This is a genomic window from Mesorhizobium sp. ESP7-2, assembly GCF_020164715.1.
GTDB lineage: Bacteria > Pseudomonadota > Alphaproteobacteria > Rhizobiales > Rhizobiaceae > Mesorhizobium.
In genome coordinates this window covers 99,501-115,407 of the sequence record NZ_JAIUGQ010000006.1, presented here as the reverse complement: position 1 = coordinate 115,407, position 15,907 = coordinate 99,501, and the positions used below count along the sequence as shown (strand labels likewise).

Genomic DNA, 15,907 nt, shown 5'->3' with positions numbered 1-15,907 from the left:
GACGTCGGCCGCGGGTGCCTGACAACACCTGAGGCGATAGGCGGTTCCGATTCTGGCTCGAACGTGGACAAACAAAGGCGAAGCTGTGACTGCGCCGCCACTGTGGCGTTGGAGCCACAGGTCTATCAGGCGCCGGATACGAGTGCCTCCAGTGACGGCAGGATCAGGGCCGGCGGCAAGTCCCGATATTCCTCCGGCTGGTTGGAGCGGTTGATCCAAACCGTGCGGAAGCCGAATTTGGTGGCGCCCGCGATGTCCCAGCGATTGGAGGACTGGAAGGAGATCGCGCCGGGATAAAGCCGCCAGCCGGTGGCGACCATGTCGTAGACCGCTGGATCGGTCTTGAAGCGACGCACCGCATCGACCGAATAGATGTCGTCCAGGACCTGGTCGAGTGCCGCGGACTTGACCGCCGCCTCCAGCATTTCGGGCGAGCCATTGGAGAGGATCGCCAGCCTGGCGCCCGAAGCCTTGAGCGCTTTCAGCACGGCCGGCACTTCGGGATAACAGTCCAGCCTCCAATAGGCTTCCAGCAGTTTCGCCTTGAGGCTCGGATCGGCCGAAGGGACCTTGCGCAAGGCGAACTCCAGCGCCTGTTCCGTCAACTGCCAGAAATCGGCATAGGCGCTCATCAGCGTGCGCACCCAGGAGTATTCGAGTTGCTTGGCGCGCCAGACTTCGGACAGGAGCTGGCCGTCCGGTCCGATCGCGTCTGCATGGCGGCGCACGGCCGCGTGTACGTCGAACAGCGTGCCATAGGCGTCGAAAACATAGGCGGCGTATTGCATGGCAACAGTTTTGAGGCGAGGCGGGACAAGGTGCAAGCCTTGATTGCCTCGCACCCGTCGCTGGCCTCAACAAAACTCCCCGATGCTGGTTGACGGCAGCGACCAAAGCATCATCCAATGTTGTCACACAAGATTGACCGGAACAGGAAAACGCGATGACACTGGCTGCGGCGGCGCAATCCGCGACATGGACTTTCGTCGATGGCGATTGGTATGAAGGCAATGTCGCCATTCTGGGACCGCGCAGCCACGCCATGTGGCTCGGCACCAGCGTGTTCGACGGAGCTCGCTGGTTCGAGGGCGTCGCGCCCGATCTCGAACTTCATGCCGCACGCGTCAATGCCTCGGCGACCGCGCTCGGACTGGCGCCGAACATGACGCCCGAGCGGATCGTCGGGCTGACCTGGGACGGATTGAAGAAGTTCGACGGCAAGACGGCGGTCTACATCAGGCCGATGTACTGGGCCGAGCATGGCGGCTACATGGGCGTGCCGGCCGATCCCGCCTCGACCCGTTTCTGCCTGTGCCTCTATGAATCGCCGATGATCTCGCCGACAGGCTTTTCCGTGACCGTGTCGCCGTTTCGGCGCCCGACCATCGAAACCATGCCGACCAACGCCAAAGCCGGCTGCCTCTATCCCAACAACGGCCGCGCCATCCTCGAGGCCAAGGCGCGCGGCTTCGACAATGCGCTTGTGCTCGACATGCTGGGCAATGTCGCGGAGACCGGAAGTTCGAACATCTTCCTGGTCAAGGACGGCCATGTGCTGACGCCGGCGCCCAATGGAACCTTCCTGTCCGGCATTACCCGCTCGCGCACGATGGCGCTGCTCGGCGACTATGGGTTCAGGACGACCGAAAAGACGCTGTCGGTGCGGGATTTCCTCGAAGCGGACGAAATCTTCTCGACCGGCAACCACTCCAAGGTGGTGCCGATCACCCGCATCGAGGACCGCGACCTGCAACCTGGCCCGGTGGCCAAGAAGGCACGCGAACTCTATTGGGATTGGGCGCATTCGACCTCGGCTGGCTGAGGCGGCCAGTCCGGCCTTTTTGTCGCTGCGCGGTTGGCCGCGGGAAAAGCGTGTGACAGTTCTCGGGAACCCGCTTAGAAAGGGAACCGACGCTCCACTTCCGGAGTTGTTCCAGCTCAACCCCGACCTATCTTACTCCGGTATCCACACCGGATTTTCCACGAGGGAGTACTACCCATGGCTTTCGAATTGCCCGCTCTGCCCTACGACTATGAGGCCCTGCAGCCCTATATGTCGAAAGAGACGCTGGAGTATCACCACGACAAGCATCACAAGGCCTATGTCGACAACGGCAACAAGCTCGCCGCCGAAGCCGGCCTTGGCGATCTTTCCGTCGAAGAAGTGGTCAAGCAGTCGTTCGGCAAGAATGCCGGTCTCTTCAACAATGCCGCGCAGCACTACAACCACATCCATTTCTGGAAGTGGATGAAGAAGGGCGGCGGCGGCAACAAGCTGCCTGGCGCGCTGCAGAAGGCTTTCGACAGCGATCTCGGCGGCTACGACAAGTTCAAGGCTGATTTCATCGCCGCCGGCACGACGCAGTTCGGTTCGGGCTGGGCCTGGGTTTCGGTCAAGGACGGCAAGCTGGCGATCTCGAAGACGCCGAACGGCGAAAACCCGCTCGTTCACGGCGCCTCGCCGATCCTCGGCGTCGACGTCTGGGAGCACTCCTATTACATCGACTACCGCAACGCTCGCCCGAAATATCTCGAGGCCTTCGTAGACAGCCTGATCAACTGGGATCACGTGCTCGAACTCTACCAAAAGGCAAATGCCTGATCGATCTTCCGAAAGGCCCGGCACCCCCGGGCCTTTTCTTTTATGTCGAAGCCCCACCGCAGCTAATGCATGTCGCCCGGAAGTGTCGTCGGTTCCGGGACAACGACATGCATAAAATCAGAAGCTTACAGCAGGTCGTGCGAATCCTATTCGCCGCGACATGCTGTAGGGTCGTCCAAATCCATGCGGAGAGAAGGGAATATTCCTCCTCCCGCATCCGTTAACGTCCTGTCCTGAAATACCTTCTCACGGAGCTAAATGAATGAGAAAGCTTGTCATCGCCATCTCCATGCTCGCGCTCGCCGCGTCGGCCGCCTTTGCCGATCCGATCCTCGACCGGCAGGCTCTGATGAAGGAACGCGGAAAGATCGTCGGCGGCCTGTCGAAAGTGGCCAAAGGCGAGGAGCCCTTCGATGCCGCCGCGGTGCTGACGCAGTTGCAGGCGTTGCAGGTAAATGCCGAGAAATTCGACGTAGAGGCCTTGTTCCCGAAGGGCAGCGATGCCGGCGACACCACGGCGGCGCCAAAGATCTGGGAAGACATGGCCGGCTTCAAGGCGACCGAGGATAGGTATCTCGCCAACGTCAAGGCCACGGTCGCAACCGCTCCGGCCGACGTCGACGCGCTGAAGACGCAGATCGGAACCATCGGCTCGGACTGTGGCACCTGCCATCAGGGCTACAGGGTTAAGAAGGGCTGATCGCCTGACATGGCATGGCTTAAATCGCCAGCCATGGCATGGCTGAGGAAGCTCGCCGGCGCAGCCCTCGTTCTTGGCATCGCCGGCGCGGCCGCCGGGTGGCTGCTGTCGGCGCCGGTCAGGCTGGAAGCAACCGCCCTGGCCCAACTCGGCCCCGGCGATGTTGCCCGCGGCAAGCGCATCTTCTATGCCGGCGGCTGCACCTCCTGCCACGCGAAACCCGGGTCGCAGGGCGATGCACGGCTTCAGCTCGTGGGCGGGCTTGAACTCAAGACGCCGTTCGGCACCTTTGTTCCGCCCAACATTTCGCAAGATCCCAAGGATGGCATCGGCGCATGGTCGGTCGAGGATCTCGCCAATGCCATGTTGAAGGGTGTTTCGCCCACGGGTGAGCATTTCTATCCGGCATTCCCCTATGCCTCTTACGCGCGCATGAAACTATCTGATGTCGCCGACCTCTACGCTTTCCTGAAGACGCTTCCCGCCGTCGCCGGCAAGGCGCCGGGCAATTCGTTGGCGTTCCCGTTCAACATCCGGCGAGGCATCGGCCTGTGGAAGCGCCTCTATCTCAGCGACCAGCCTGTCATTCCCCTGCCTGATGGCACGCCGGAACCCGTGATGGCAGGCCGCTACCTGGTCGAAGGGCCGGGTCATTGCGGCGAATGCCATACGCCGCGCGACTTGGCTGGCGGCATCAGGACGGGCCAATGGCTGGCCGGTGCCGTGGCCGCCGAGGGCTCGGGCGTCGTGGCGAACGTCACTTCGGGCGAGGGGGGTATCGGCAGCTGGTCCGCGTCCGACATCGCAAACTACCTCGAAACCGGGTTCACGCCAGATTTCGATTCCGTCGGCGGAGCCATGGTCGACGTGCAGCGCAACATGGCCGAGCTGACGGCGGACGACCGTGCGGCGATTGCCGCCTATCTCAAAGCGGTGCCGCCGCACCCCAACGGCTATCCGGCCCGCAAGAAAAGCACGAACTAATCTTCGGATTCCAGGTGGCGATCGCCGAGGAAATCGAAGCCCGTTTCGAAGAAATGGTGGTAGTTGCAGGTCAATTCCTCACCCGGGGTGATGTCGCGCAAGGCGTAGGTTTCCTCGGGCGACGAGACATCGCAATTCGGCTCGTCGTCATGGTTCATGTAGCGGGCGTCGTCGGCTTCGAAGACGATATAGGCCGGATCGCGCCGGTCGGGGTAGGAATAGCGGTCGAGATAGTTCTTCACCGGCCCGGTCTCGCTCTCATAGGTCTCGACGTCGATGATCCGGTCGAACCGGGGGTCGAGCCTCCAGACCAGCGTGCCCTTGGCAATGTGGTTCTTGGCAAACACGCCGATGCCCTGGATCGGCGATTTGTCGAGATAGACGTCGACGAGCAGCATAATGGACCCTTGTGCGAGTTCGGGCTTCGTTGCCCGGGAAAATCGTGCTTTGGGTAGCGCGCGACCGTCGCAATTGCGAGCGAAAATCAGCCGGGCGGAACTCAAAAAATCATGATCATCATGCCTGCCGGCAAACCTGGGCCGCCTGGCCTCAGCGCTGTTGCAAGGCCAGGCGGACACCCAAGGCGCAATAGATGCCGCCGACAACCTTGCCCTGCCATTTCAGCATCGTCGGATTTCGGCGCAGGAAACTGCCGAGCCGCCCTGCGCTTACGGCAAACACCACTGTGCTGAATAGACCCAGCACGACGAAGATGATCCCCAATGCGGCCAACTGAACCATCGCCGATCCGTTTTCGGGCCGCACGAACTGAGGCAGGAACGCTAGGAAGAAAAGCGCGGTCTTGGGGTTGAGCACCTCGGTCAGGACGGCCTGTCGAAACGCCTTGCCGGCGGAGATTGCAAGCGCGCCGGCGGTCGGATCGGTCGGCGCTTTCTCGATGATGGCGCGAATGCCGAGGTAAACGAGGTAGGCCGCGCCGATATACTTTACGATGCTGAACAGCGTCGCCGATGTGGCGATGATCGCCGAGATGCCGACCATCGCCATGACGGTATGAAACACGTCGCCGGCCGCGATCCCGGCGCCGGTGGCGATCCCGACCCTCGTTCCCGAACTTGTCGCGCGCGCGATCGTCAACAGCGTGGCAGGACCCGGAATGAAGACAAAGCCGAACACAACCGCGATGTAGGCTATCAATGTGGACAGATCGATCACCGCGGCGTTCATCCGTAAGCTATGCCTTGTCCGTCACCTTCAGCGTGAAGGCATAAGTATAGGCGATCTCCTCCAGCCGGGAAAAGCGGCCGGACGCACCGGCATGGCCGGAATCCATGTTGATCTTGAACAGCACCGGATTGTCGCCGCTCTTGCGGTCACGCAGCCGCGCCACCCACTTGGCCGGCTCCCAATAGGTGACGCGTGGATCGGTCAAACCGGCGAGCGCCAGGATCGGCGGGTAGTCGAGCGCGGCGACATTGTCGTAGGGCGAATAGGCTGCGATCGTCTGGTAATCATCGGCCGACGCAATCGGATTGCCCCATTCCGGCCATTCCGGCGGGGTCAGCGGCAGCGTCGCGTCGAGCATGGTGGTGAGCACATCGACGAACGGAACCTCGGCCACGATGCCCCCGAAGCAATCCGGCGCCATATTGGCGACGGCGCCCATCAGCATGCCGCCGGCCGAGCCGCCTTGCGCGACGATGCGGTCATGCGTGGTATAGCGTTCGGCAACGAGGTGGCGGGCGCAGGCGATGAAATCGGTGAAGGTGTTCATCTTGTGCGCCCGCTTGCCGTCATCGTACCAGCCATAACCCTTGTCCTTGCCGCCGCGGACATGGGCAATGGCAAATACCACGCCGCGGTCGACCAGCGAGAACCAGTTGGTATTGAAGGCGGCCGGCACGGCAATGCCGTAGGAGCCGTAGCCGTAGAGCAGGCAAGGCGCGGAGCCGTCCAGCGGCGTGTCGCGGTGATGCAAAAGCGAGATCGGCACCAGTTCGCCATCGGGCGCGGGCGCCATCAGCCGCCTCGTGACGTAGTGATGGGGGTCGTGGCCGGACGGCACTTCCTGGGTCTTGAGCAGAACGCGCTCACGGGTACGCATGTTGTAGTCGAACATCTGCGACGGCGTCGTCATCGACGAGTAGGAGAAGCGCATCATCTCGGTGTCGTATTCCAGGGACCCTGAAAGGCCGAGCGAGAAGGCTTCCTCATCGAAGAAAATCAGATGTTCTTCGCCGCTGGCGCGCTCACGCACGACGATACGCGGCAGGCCTTCCTTGCGCTCGAGCCGGACCATGTGGTCCTTGAAGCCGATCACCGACAGGATCAGCCGGCCCGGTTCATGCGGCACCAGTTCCTGCCAGTTGGCGCGGACCGGATCGCTCGCCGGCGCCGTCATGATCTTGAAGTCCTTGGCACCGTCCGCATTGGTCAGGACGAAGAAGATGTCGCTGCCTTCCTCCAGCTCATATTGAAGGCCGGTCTCGCGCGCCGAAACCAGCTTCGGTTCGGCAAACGGATCGCTGGCGCTCAGCAGGCGGTATTCCGAAGTCTCATGGTCATTGATGCCGATCATGATCCATTGATTGTTGCGGGTCCCATCGACGTTCATGAAGAAGCCAGGGTCCGTTTCCTCGTAGATCAGGCGGTCGTTTTCAGGGGCCTGCCCCAGTGCGTGGAACAGAACCTTCGACGGCCGGTGGTTTGGATCGAGACGCGTATAGAAGAACCCGTCATTGCCCGCGTCCCACACGCCCGAACCTCCGGTGGCGGGAATCTGGTCCGCCAGTTCCTTGCCGTCGGCAAGGTCGCGCACACGCAGCGTGTAGAATTCGGAACCCTTGTCGTCGAATGCCCACAGGAGCTTGCGATGATCGGCCGAATGATCGACGCCGCCGAGCCGGAAATAGGCCTTGCCCTCGGCCTCGGCGTCGCCGTCGAGCAGAATCTGCTCGGGTCCGCCATCGCGCGGCATGCGGAAATAGCGCGGCTGCTCGCCGCCGAGCTTGAAGGAAGACCCATAGGCGTAAGGCCCATCCTTCATGGGGACGGAAGAATCGTCCTCCTTGATGCGGCCCTTCATTTCCTTGAAAAGCTGCTTTCGCAGATCCGATGTGTCGGCCATCAGGGTCGACTGGTAGGCATTCTCGGCTTCGAGTTCGGCGCGGATCCCAGGATCGAGCAAGGAAGGATCCCTGAACATCTCCTGCCAGTTATCCGCCCTGAGCCATGCATATTCGTCGATTCGCGTGATGCCGTGATGTGTGTCGGAGACCGGCCTTTTTTCGGGGGCAGGCGGGTTGACGATTGGAAATCGGGAAGTCCTGGTCATTGCGTCTCGCTCTGGAAATATCTTGAACGACGAATGAACACGCCGATCAGGGCGGTTCAAGAGCCGTGGCGTAGAGGTGGTGACGGCCCATGAGATGGCCGGGAGGAGAGAAGATGACCATTCGGTCTCGTATTACTGCGGCCTTCGCCGTTGTTTTGCTAACTCTGGTCTTTGCCGGCCAGTCTCATGCGACCGTATTCGCGGCTTGGCAAGTGGCCAGTGCGCAATGGGTTGGCAACCTGTGGTTTTGTGAACAGATATGAACAACCAAGCTTGTCGGTTTGGCCGCCAAGAAAACCGGAGCATTGAAACTTGCTTTGTGAGTTATCGCGAATGTAACGGTTAGCTGACCCAACGTCAGCCTTTGTCGGTTTGGCGACCGAAATATCGAAAAATTACATGGCGCACGAAAGATTGAAGCTGATCCCGGAATAGTTGATCATCATTCCTAAATATAATGCGCGGAGCGAATTGACTTACTTGACGTGTGGTCGCATTGATGTCCCCGTGACACGAATCGTCGCAGCTCTATCTGCGCAAAATTCGTGCAATGCCCTGATTGTAAAAAAGGGCACAGACCGACGTAACTCTTGTTGGGGCCTGAAGACCATGGATATTGTCGAAACACCTTCCCGAAACAATGATGCGCTGATCGAGCTAACCGCCGATGTGGTGGCTGCCTATGTCAGCAACAATCCCGTGCCGGTCGGCGAACTGCCGAACCTGATATCCGATGTCCATGCCGCTCTCGGGCGTGTGGGCGGAACCGTCGAGCAGCCGCCTGCCGATAAGCAGAAGCCGGCTGTCAACCCGAAGCGCTCGGTTCATGACGACTACATTGTCTGTCTTGAGGACGGCAAGAAGTTCAAGTCGCTCAAGCGTCACCTGATGACCCACTACGATCTGACGCCCGATCAGTATCGCGAAAAGTGGAACCTGGACCCAAGCTATCCGATGGTTGCCCCGAATTACGCGGCGGCCCGCTCCCAGCTTGCCAAGAAGATGGGCCTTGGCCGCAAGCGCAAGGCGCGGTAGTCGCGGCTTGCCGGATTAGAACTGAAATCAAACGGCGCCTTCGGGCGCCGTTTGATTTTGCGGGCGAGAGCAATTCCAGGAAAAGTGTGAACCGGTTTTCCCGGGAAAAGCGCGTTGTGCTTTCCCTAATGCATGTCGCCCAAAAGTGACCTCGGTTTTGGGAAGACGACATGCATAAAAACAAAGACCTAAAGCGCGTCGCCTGAATCCGTTTCGACGCGACGCGCTTTTGGAATTGCGTCAAAACAAAGAAGATCGCAGGCAGAAAGCCTGTCAGGCAGTCTGCGCGAGCGCCATCTCGGCGTCGCGTTTGATGCGCTTGACCATCGAGCGAAGGCCATTGGCGCGCTGGGGTGACAGGTGCTCGTCGAGGCCGAGTGCCTTCAGCGTCGTTTCAGCATCGGTTTTCTGGATTTCGCTGGCCGCCTTTCCGGAAAACAGCGCCAGCATGATCGCGACCAGTCCGCGCACGATATGGGCGTCCGAATCGCCTGTGAAGGTGATGACGGGATCGGCGCCCGGACCCCGTTCGGTGGTAAGCCAGACCTGGCTGACGCAACCCGGCACCTTGTTGACGGCGTTGCGCTCCGCATCGGGGAAGGGAGGCAGCGCTTCGCCAAGCTCGATGACGTAACGATAGCGGTCCTCCCATTCCTCGAGGAATGAGAAGTCGTCTCGGATCGTCTGGATCGTGGTCGTCATGACCCGGATATAGTGACGCGGCAGCGCCGCGTCACGGAAAAAACAAGGACACCGCGGGCGTCGAGAGGGCAGACGGTCCGCGGTGCGCCGTCGAGACGGCTTAATTCTTTATCGGCAGATTGACCGTTTCGGGCAGGACGATTTCTTCCGGCACGCTGCCCGTCATTGTCGATGTGTCGGGGCCGGCGGACTTCTCGTCCAGCATGGCGGCCGCGATCTTGGCGGTCTCCTTGGCGCGTGCGGTGATGGTGTGCATCGCCGATTTGCCCGTCTCGCAGACATCGGGCTTGCGTTCGCATATCCCGGCGATGTCGCCGACAGCGTCGCGCGCCGCGAACAGGGCCTGGATGGGCCCGACGCTTTCCTGGCCCGTTTCATCGGACCCGACACCCAGTGGCAGCGCCAGCAGCACCAGTGAAAACCAGAAAGCCATTCTTATCAGGAAGAACATGCCTCGCCTCTCGTCGTGACCGGATCATGCATCACATGGCATGACCTCTTTTATGGGCAGGATGTTGGCACACAGGCACGAAGGACGGCTTGCACGATCGCCGAGAATTTTCCTCAAATTTTAGGCAAACTCGAAACGAAGCGTTTTTGCTGTCGATTTGTTTCGTATCGGAACGATTCTCGTTACCATCCGATAACCATCTATGTAATTGTTTATACGATATTTTTCGCAAACGAAGGCGATCCAATTCCTGCTTCTGGACCGCTGATGGCGGGCGTTCGCGAATAACCCTCCGTTTACTATGGCTGCATTTGCCCGGGTTTTTGGCCGCCGTCATCCCGATATTTGCCGCAGGGCCGGCCTTGGTCGGCCCTGCCTTATCCATTCCTTAAACGCTGAATGCGAGTTTCAAAGCCAACCAAGACAATCTGCGAAAGCAGAGCTGTTCACGACGAGTGCGAGTGCGTTGAGTTGATGCCGATCGAGGCCAGATACGCTGAATTGCCTGGCGCAATGGCGGCCGGTTGTGAACGCATGGTTCATCCCAGCGTTCTCGGGCGGAGCGACCGCGAGCGCCAGCGCCGTTTCATCGGGGTCATGCTGGCCGCGCCGTTCTTTGCAGCGGGTGCCGCGGTCACGCTGGTTACATCGGGCATGGGGGCGGCCGTGACCATGGCCGCCATTTTCGCGGCCTTCGGGCTGTGCTGGTTCGTCGCGCTGCTGGTAGCAGCGACCGGCAAGATGGCCGCCGCGGGACCCGTCGCCCTGGCGATGGCGGCGATTGCCCTTGGCGGTCTCATCGGTGCCGCCGGCGGATTGAGTTCACCTGTCGCCATGCTTGCGCTTGCGCTGCCATTCGAAGCCTGTTGGATCGGCGCCTCGCGGCGTGCGGCATTGTGGGGAGGCGCCTCGGCCGTCATCGCCATCGCCCTTCAGTCCCTGTCGGCCGCCTTCCTTCCATTCGCGGACGCGCACATCGCCGCCTGGCACTGGCTGGTGCCGTTGGCCTGGGCGCTGACCCTCATCCCGCGCATATCGGCGTTTCGCGGCGCCGCCGGCGCGGCCGATACGGTCGATGCCGGTGACCGACTGGAAGACATCATCGACGCGGTGGTCTTGCGGGTTGCCCGCCACGGCGAAGTCGTGGATGCGTCCGCAAAAGCGCGCACGCTTCTTAAATTGCCGCCTGAGCTGTTGTCCGGAACGGGCCTCTTCGATCGCGTCCACCTGTCGGACCGTGTCTCCTATCTCAGCGCCCTGGCCGACATGCGTGACGGCGCACTGTCGCGCCGCCTCGAATTGCGCATCAGGCTGCCTCAGACTGGCAACGGCGCTCACGCCGGAAATGGTTTCGTGGCCGACAACTATCAGCCATTCGCCCTCGAACTGCTGCGCGGCGAGGAACAAAGCGACGTCTTCACGCTTGTCCTGCGCGAGAATGACGAGACCGCGCGGCTGCGCGAAGAACTGGCGCAAGCCAATGAGACGGCCGCCGCCGCCGAAGTGGCCAAGGGCCGCTTCCTTGCAGTGGTGAGCCATGAACTGCGCACACCCTTGAATGCCATTATCGGCTTCTCCGACATGCTGCTGCACGAGATGTTCGGCGCCTTCAAGGACCCGCGCCAGAAGGAATATGTCGGCCTCGTGCGCGATTCGGGCCAGCATTTGCTGGCGGTCGTGACATCCATACTCGACGTATCGAGGATCGAATCGGGCGCCTATGCCACCGAACCGGAGCCGTTCCGGTTCATGGAAGCCGTCGACATGTGCCAGTCGATGATGCGGCTGCAGGCGCAGGCCAAGAACATCGACCTGCAGACTCAGATCGCCCCTGACGCAGGCGATATCAATGCCGATCGCCGCGCCGTACAGCAGATGCTCATCAACCTCGTTTCCAACGCGATCAAGTTCACGCCCGACGGCGGCGATGTCGTCGTCGGCGCCAAGCGGATCGGCTCACGTCTGCATTTCTGGGTCAGGGACACCGGCATCGGCATTGCCGAGGAGGATTTCGCCAATCTCGGCAAACCCTTCATGCAGATCCAGAACGACTATACCCGCCGTTTCGAGGGGACGGGTCTTGGCCTTTCCCTGGTGAAGGGGCTGGTGGCCTTGCACGAAGGGACCATGTCGATCGAAAGCATGCCGGGCGAGGGCACCACGGTGACCATCAGCCTGCCGGTCAGCGGGCCGAAGGGACGCCCCGCCAACCCGACCGGAGTGCTGACGATGCCGGTGACGAGGGCGAAAGGGGATGCAAATGGCTCGCTCCGCAAAACAGGCTAAGGCGGTCAAACGCCGCAGCAACGCCTTTCAGGACGGCGCCATCGCCGTCGGCGGCATGATTTCGCGCAATCCCGTCTTGGTGGGAGGATCGACCGCATTCCTGGTGACGCTGTTCTACGTCTCGGCGAACGCGCTGTGGTATCAGCCTTTCCCGAACGCCGGGGCGTTTTTCGCCACCCGTAATTTCCAGGGCTTTCCGCACGCCGCAGCCGACGAGCCGGAGACGACGATCAACATCGTGCGATCCAATGCCGCGCCCGCCCCGATCAAGGGCGATCCGGTGGTCGAGCAGGTGCAAGGCATATTGAAGGATCTCGATTTCTATTCAGGCACCGTCGACGGCATTTCCGGCCCCAACACGCGCAAGGCCATACAGGCCTACCAGCAGAAGGTCGGGCTGAACGCTTCGGGCGAGATCGACGCGCTGCTGCTGGACCAGCTGGGGGCAACGCCAAAGACCGCCGCCGTGCCCAAGCCGCAGCCTCGTCCCGATGTGGCGCCGGCCGCCGTTCCCGTCTCCTTGCAGACGAATGAGGCACAGACGAATGCCGCTTCGCAGGGGCCTGATCCCCGCATCGTCAAGATCCAGGCTGGGCTCAAGGCCTTCGGCAATGACGACATGCAACTGGATGGTGTCGTCGGTGCGCGCACCAAGGCGGCGATCAAGGAATTCCAGTCGCTGTTCGGGTTGCCGCAGACCGGCGAGCCCGACGAGATCGTCTATGTCAAGATGCGCGAGATCGGCCTGACCAACTGACGGCCGAAACGACGGCTCGCCCTGCTTACGAAATTTCGATAGAGAGCCCGCATGTCGTCGGGAGTCTTCCATGCGCGTAACCGCTGATTTGTGGGTGTCGGCCCTGTTGCGCCGGGTTTTCGGCGCCGGCGGATTTGCCGCCGTGGTCAATCGCGGTGCGACCGAGGCCGGGGCTGTGTTCATCCTGGCGCGGGGCAGGATGGGTGAAACGGCTCTCTACGGGCCGGCACCGCAGACAAGCTACGATTCGGCCAAGCCAGAGGACCGTTTTTTCAGCCTTCTCGCCACCAGCGATGATGCCGCCGTGCTGGATGCGAGACTTGCGCGCGAGAAAAAATTCGATCCCGACATCTGGGTGGTCGAGATCGAGGCCGGGAGTGTTCCCGTCGAGGAGCTTATTTCCGTGAAGACGCCCTGAGGCCGGGGGCGTCGGCTTCGTCGCTGTTGGACGCCTTGCGGCTGTCGCGATTTGTCGGCGAAGCGTCGCGAGCCGCCGTCGACAGGGTTTCGGTTTTCCACCCCCGCACTTTGTCCAGGGCCGTATCGCGGTGCAGCAGACGGTAGCGGTCGAGATAGGTGCGGATGGCCTGCGGATGCGGGAACAGGCCGGGATAGACGGCAACCGTGATCAGGAATGCCCGGTCCTCGCTGAAGTCGAGCGAACGCAGCGCCGCAAGCAGCGGCGCATAATTCTGGTTGGCGGTCAGCGATCGCGCGATCGAGAAATCAATGTCGAGGGCGTCCGCTAGCGCGGTCTGGAAGAACGCGGCGTTTCCCGTCAGTGCCGTCTCGCGCAGTTTGACATAAGTATCCGCACCTGGGAACGCATCGACCTTCGCCGCCAAGGTTTCGTCGCCGGTATGCATCATGGAGCGCAGCCTGCGCCGTGCGTTCTCGGCGGCAACGCCGGGCGTCTGCTGAGTTTCCGCGCTGTTCGCCGTCGCTTGCGTCTTCACAAGGCTTTGCGCCGGGGCCGCTTCCGGATCCCGCACCCGCACCAGGGTCGGTCGTTCGAGCGCCCTGATCAGATCGGCGATGGTCGGGTTCAGGTCCTTGCGCCGCGATATGGCGCGTGCATGCGGCAGCCCGTGCCGGCCAATCAGCGCGATCAGGTCGATATCGCTGACCGCGCGTGAGCGGATGAGCAGCGGAGCGGCAATGTCGACCGGTTCCTCGCAGAGGCGCCGCACCAGGGCCGCGGGCGCATATTCGCATTCGGAAAGGGCGGCTGCCACGTAGCGCCGCGATTCGACGGACACATCGTCGAACAGCGGCAGCGTCAGGTCTTCGAGTTGGCCGATCTCGCGGCGCGACGGGCGGGTCAGCGAGCAGAATGCCGACACGGCGGCGCGGAACAACCTTTCGGCTTTTCCCGATTCCGTCCTTATCGCGATTTGCCTGAAATCCGAAGATGACACGAAGGATACGCCTGACAACAGATACACACCTGGCCTCGCGCCACCGGGACCGTGTCGGTTTCGCGATTGCCTCGGTCAGAACTTTCCGACCTGGCAACAAAGATCAAGTTAGCGGCGATCCGTTAGCGCTCCGTTAACCCTCTGCCGGCCTTAATGATATTTGGAGGCGTTGCGTTGTGCTCCGGGGAAACCGAGAGGAATGCGCGAACCATGGGCATGGTACTGTCTTTCGTGCCGCGTGCGGCACCGACCAATCGAGCCAAGCAAACCACCGAAATACCGGCGGCCGTGATCATATTTCCCGGCATCCGCTATGAGCGGTCCAACACCGGCGAAGTCCGGCCTGCGGGGCCAGACAAGCCGGGATCGCCACGGACGCCTGTGCCTCACCACTGAGCCTTGGCCTTGTCTGTCAGGCCTCCGGACCTCCGGTCAGCGGGTTAGAAATCCTGCAGCTCGCAGGAACTCTGATCGAGAAAGCGCGACACGATCGGCTTCCAGCTCTCGTCCGGCACGAAGCTGCGGATGACGAAGATCCCCTCGTCGATGGGCGCCTCGACGAAAATCGCTCCCTGCAGGTCCTCGGGCAGGTCCTTGCGCACGTCGATCATCTGCGCCGGCGTCAGCACGACCGCATCCAGCTTGCCGCCCGTCGCCGTGTGGTCGTTGAAGGAATAGATGTTGTGACCGCTGCGGTCATAGACCGACACCGACCAGAAGGGGACGTCTCCCGGCGCCTTGATCCGGACCATTCCTTCCTCGAGGTCGAAGCGGCAGGCCGTGGCATAGAACAGCGGGTCGACCGATTTCACCACCGGCGCGCCGCCGGCTTCGGCATCCAGCCGGTTCATCCTGTAGAGATCCGAGGCCATGGAGAGACGCGACCAGGCGTCACGTTCCGAAAATTCCGGCACCAGAAGCAGGACGATAATGTGGACGATGCCGGCGCCGACGAGGCCGAGCAGAATGGCATGCAGAAGCCTGCGCAAGGCGGCTCGCAAACTACGCATCGCAGCCCGCCCTCACGATCCTGGGCAGCGAAACGTCCGATAGGCCGGTGCTGCTGGCGATTGGCGTGTCGTAGAAGGTCAGGACGAAATACATCCTTCCCGAACCGTCGGTCAGAAGCCAGTTGCCCGGCATCGGGTGATGGCCGACGGAGATGATCACGGAATTGTCCGGTTGGCGCAGCACGGCGTAGGACTGAAGCGCCGCAAGCCGCGATTTGCCGGTCTCGACGACGCCGAGCGATTGATCGGCGGCATAAAGCGTCCAGAACCGGGCTGTCGGAAATCCACCCTCGATCCTGTAGGTGCATTCCCGCTTGAGTTGGTCGCCGGCGGCATCGTTTTCCGCCACGAAGGATAGGCCTTCGGCGCGGCCGAGCGCCAGCACGCCCTCACGCGCCACTCGCGCCTTGGAATAGGGATCTGCCGCCGGTGTGCCGATATCGGGGAAGGCGGTCCACTGGCCGATCCTGATCGCGCCGACGCCGTCCTGGATCTTCAGCGCGTACCAGACGCTGGCGCCGCCCCCGCCAACGGCTATGGCAAGCGAAATCAGCATCAGGAAGGCGTTCTTGAGCATGAAGGGCCGGGTGCGCGAAGGATTGCCGTTCGGGGATATCGCGGCGCGGGGCCTTGTGGCAAGCCGGCGTGATGGATTTGCCTGCCGGTC

The 15,907-nt window shown here is 61.7% G+C and carries 17 protein-coding genes; 8 read left to right on the top strand and 9 right to left on the bottom strand.

Features of this window, described 5'->3' with window-relative positions:
• Positions 1-125: 125 nt before the first annotated feature.
• Complete coding sequence (locus LB543_RS08570) at positions 126-788, bottom strand: haloacid dehalogenase type II (protein ID WP_224613758.1); 663 nt, start codon at positions 786-788, stop codon at positions 126-128.
• Between the two features lie 155 nt (positions 789-943).
• On the opposite strand from LB543_RS08570, the gene LB543_RS08565 reads away from it, so the two are divergent.
• The 4 genes from LB543_RS08565 to LB543_RS08550 all read left to right on the top strand — a co-directional run bounded on the left by LB543_RS08565 (position 944) and on the right by LB543_RS08550 (position 4,286).
• On the top strand, positions 944-1,822 hold the full coding sequence (locus LB543_RS08565) for a branched-chain amino acid aminotransferase (RefSeq protein ID WP_140762886.1): 879 nt from the start codon (positions 944-946) through the stop codon (positions 1,820-1,822).
• Between the two features lie 177 nt (positions 1,823-1,999).
• Positions 2,000-2,602 (top strand): superoxide dismutase, encoded by a 603-nt coding sequence (locus tag LB543_RS08560; RefSeq protein WP_140762889.1) that lies wholly within the window; start codon positions 2,000-2,002, stop codon positions 2,600-2,602.
• A gap of 262 nt (positions 2,603-2,864) precedes the next feature.
• On the top strand, positions 2,865-3,302 hold the full coding sequence (locus LB543_RS08555) for a c-type cytochrome (RefSeq protein ID WP_140762892.1): 438 nt from the start codon (positions 2,865-2,867) through the stop codon (positions 3,300-3,302).
• A gap of 33 nt (positions 3,303-3,335) precedes the next feature.
• Complete coding sequence (locus LB543_RS08550; protein ID WP_224613787.1) at positions 3,336-4,286, top strand: cytochrome c; 951 nt, start codon at positions 3,336-3,338, stop codon at positions 4,284-4,286.
• Here the strand turns inward: LB543_RS08550 and LB543_RS08545 are convergent.
• The 3 genes from LB543_RS08545 to LB543_RS08535 all read right to left on the bottom strand — a co-directional run bounded on the left by LB543_RS08545 (position 4,283) and on the right by LB543_RS08535 (position 7,581).
• Positions 4,283-4,684, bottom strand: coding sequence for an SET domain-containing protein (locus LB543_RS08545; RefSeq protein ID WP_140762894.1), 402 nt, complete (start codon positions 4,682-4,684; stop codon positions 4,283-4,285). The two genes, LB543_RS08550 and LB543_RS08545, sit on opposite strands and share 4 nt — an antisense overlap.
• A 151-nt stretch (positions 4,685-4,835) precedes the next feature.
• Complete coding sequence (locus LB543_RS08540) at positions 4,836-5,462, bottom strand: LysE family translocator (RefSeq protein WP_224613757.1); 627 nt, start codon at positions 5,460-5,462, stop codon at positions 4,836-4,838.
• Between the two features lie 19 nt (positions 5,463-5,481).
• Positions 5,482-7,581 carry a S9 family peptidase gene (locus LB543_RS08535; RefSeq protein ID WP_224613756.1) on the bottom strand — a complete coding sequence of 700 codons (2,100 nt, stop codon included), beginning with the start codon at positions 7,579-7,581 and terminating at the stop codon, positions 5,482-5,484.
• Positions 7,582-8,190: 609 nt separating this feature from the next.
• On the opposite strand from LB543_RS08535, the gene LB543_RS08530 reads away from it, so the two are divergent.
• Positions 8,191-8,616, top strand: a complete 426-nt coding sequence (locus LB543_RS08530) for a MucR family transcriptional regulator (protein WP_027143963.1) — start codon at positions 8,191-8,193, stop codon at positions 8,614-8,616.
• A gap of 273 nt (positions 8,617-8,889) precedes the next feature.
• Here LB543_RS08530 and LB543_RS08525 read toward each other — a convergent pair whose 3' ends face one another.
• Both LB543_RS08525 and LB543_RS08520 read right to left on the bottom strand, forming a co-directional pair.
• Entirely contained in the window at positions 8,890-9,318 is a 429-nt protein-coding gene (locus LB543_RS08525) for a SufE family protein (protein ID WP_224613755.1), read from the bottom strand.
• A 100-nt stretch (positions 9,319-9,418) separates the two neighbouring features.
• Complete coding sequence (locus LB543_RS08520) at positions 9,419-9,769, bottom strand: DUF5330 domain-containing protein (protein ID WP_224613754.1); 351 nt, start codon at positions 9,767-9,769, stop codon at positions 9,419-9,421.
• Positions 9,770-10,303: 534 nt separating this feature from the next.
• Between LB543_RS08520 and LB543_RS08515 the strand changes: the two genes are divergently transcribed.
• The 3 genes from LB543_RS08515 (at position 10,304) to LB543_RS08505 (ending at position 13,230) form a co-directional block, all read left to right on the top strand.
• Positions 10,304-12,055, top strand: a complete 1,752-nt coding sequence (locus LB543_RS08515) for a sensor histidine kinase (RefSeq protein ID WP_224613753.1) — start codon at positions 10,304-10,306, stop codon at positions 12,053-12,055.
• Positions 12,030-12,812, top strand: coding sequence for a peptidoglycan-binding protein (locus LB543_RS08510; protein ID WP_224613752.1), 783 nt, complete (start codon positions 12,030-12,032; stop codon positions 12,810-12,812). The genes LB543_RS08515 and LB543_RS08510 overlap by 26 nt, the downstream gene beginning before the upstream one ends.
• 70 nt (positions 12,813-12,882) lie before the next feature.
• Entirely contained in the window at positions 12,883-13,230 is a 348-nt protein-coding gene (locus tag LB543_RS08505; protein ID WP_224613751.1) for a DUF1491 family protein, read from the top strand.
• Here LB543_RS08505 and LB543_RS08500 read toward each other — a convergent pair.
• The 3 genes from LB543_RS08500 to LB543_RS08490 all read right to left on the bottom strand — a co-directional run bounded on the left by LB543_RS08500 (position 13,208) and on the right by LB543_RS08490 (position 15,817).
• The gene (locus LB543_RS08500; RefSeq protein WP_224613750.1) at positions 13,208-14,230 is read right to left on the bottom strand and encodes a hypothetical protein; all 1,023 of its coding nucleotides are present in this window, start codon (positions 14,228-14,230) and stop codon (positions 13,208-13,210) included. The genes LB543_RS08505 and LB543_RS08500 overlap by 23 nt on opposite strands.
• A gap of 440 nt (positions 14,231-14,670) precedes the next feature.
• Positions 14,671-15,240: a DUF1254 domain-containing protein gene (locus LB543_RS08495; protein WP_224613749.1), complete on the bottom strand. Its 570-nt coding sequence runs from the start codon at positions 15,238-15,240 to the stop codon at positions 14,671-14,673.
• Positions 15,233-15,817, bottom strand: a complete 585-nt coding sequence (locus tag LB543_RS08490) for a DUF1214 domain-containing protein (protein ID WP_140762929.1) — start codon at positions 15,815-15,817, stop codon at positions 15,233-15,235. Before LB543_RS08490 ends, LB543_RS08495 begins: the two co-directional genes overlap by 8 nt.
• Positions 15,818-15,907: the final 90 nt, after the last annotated feature.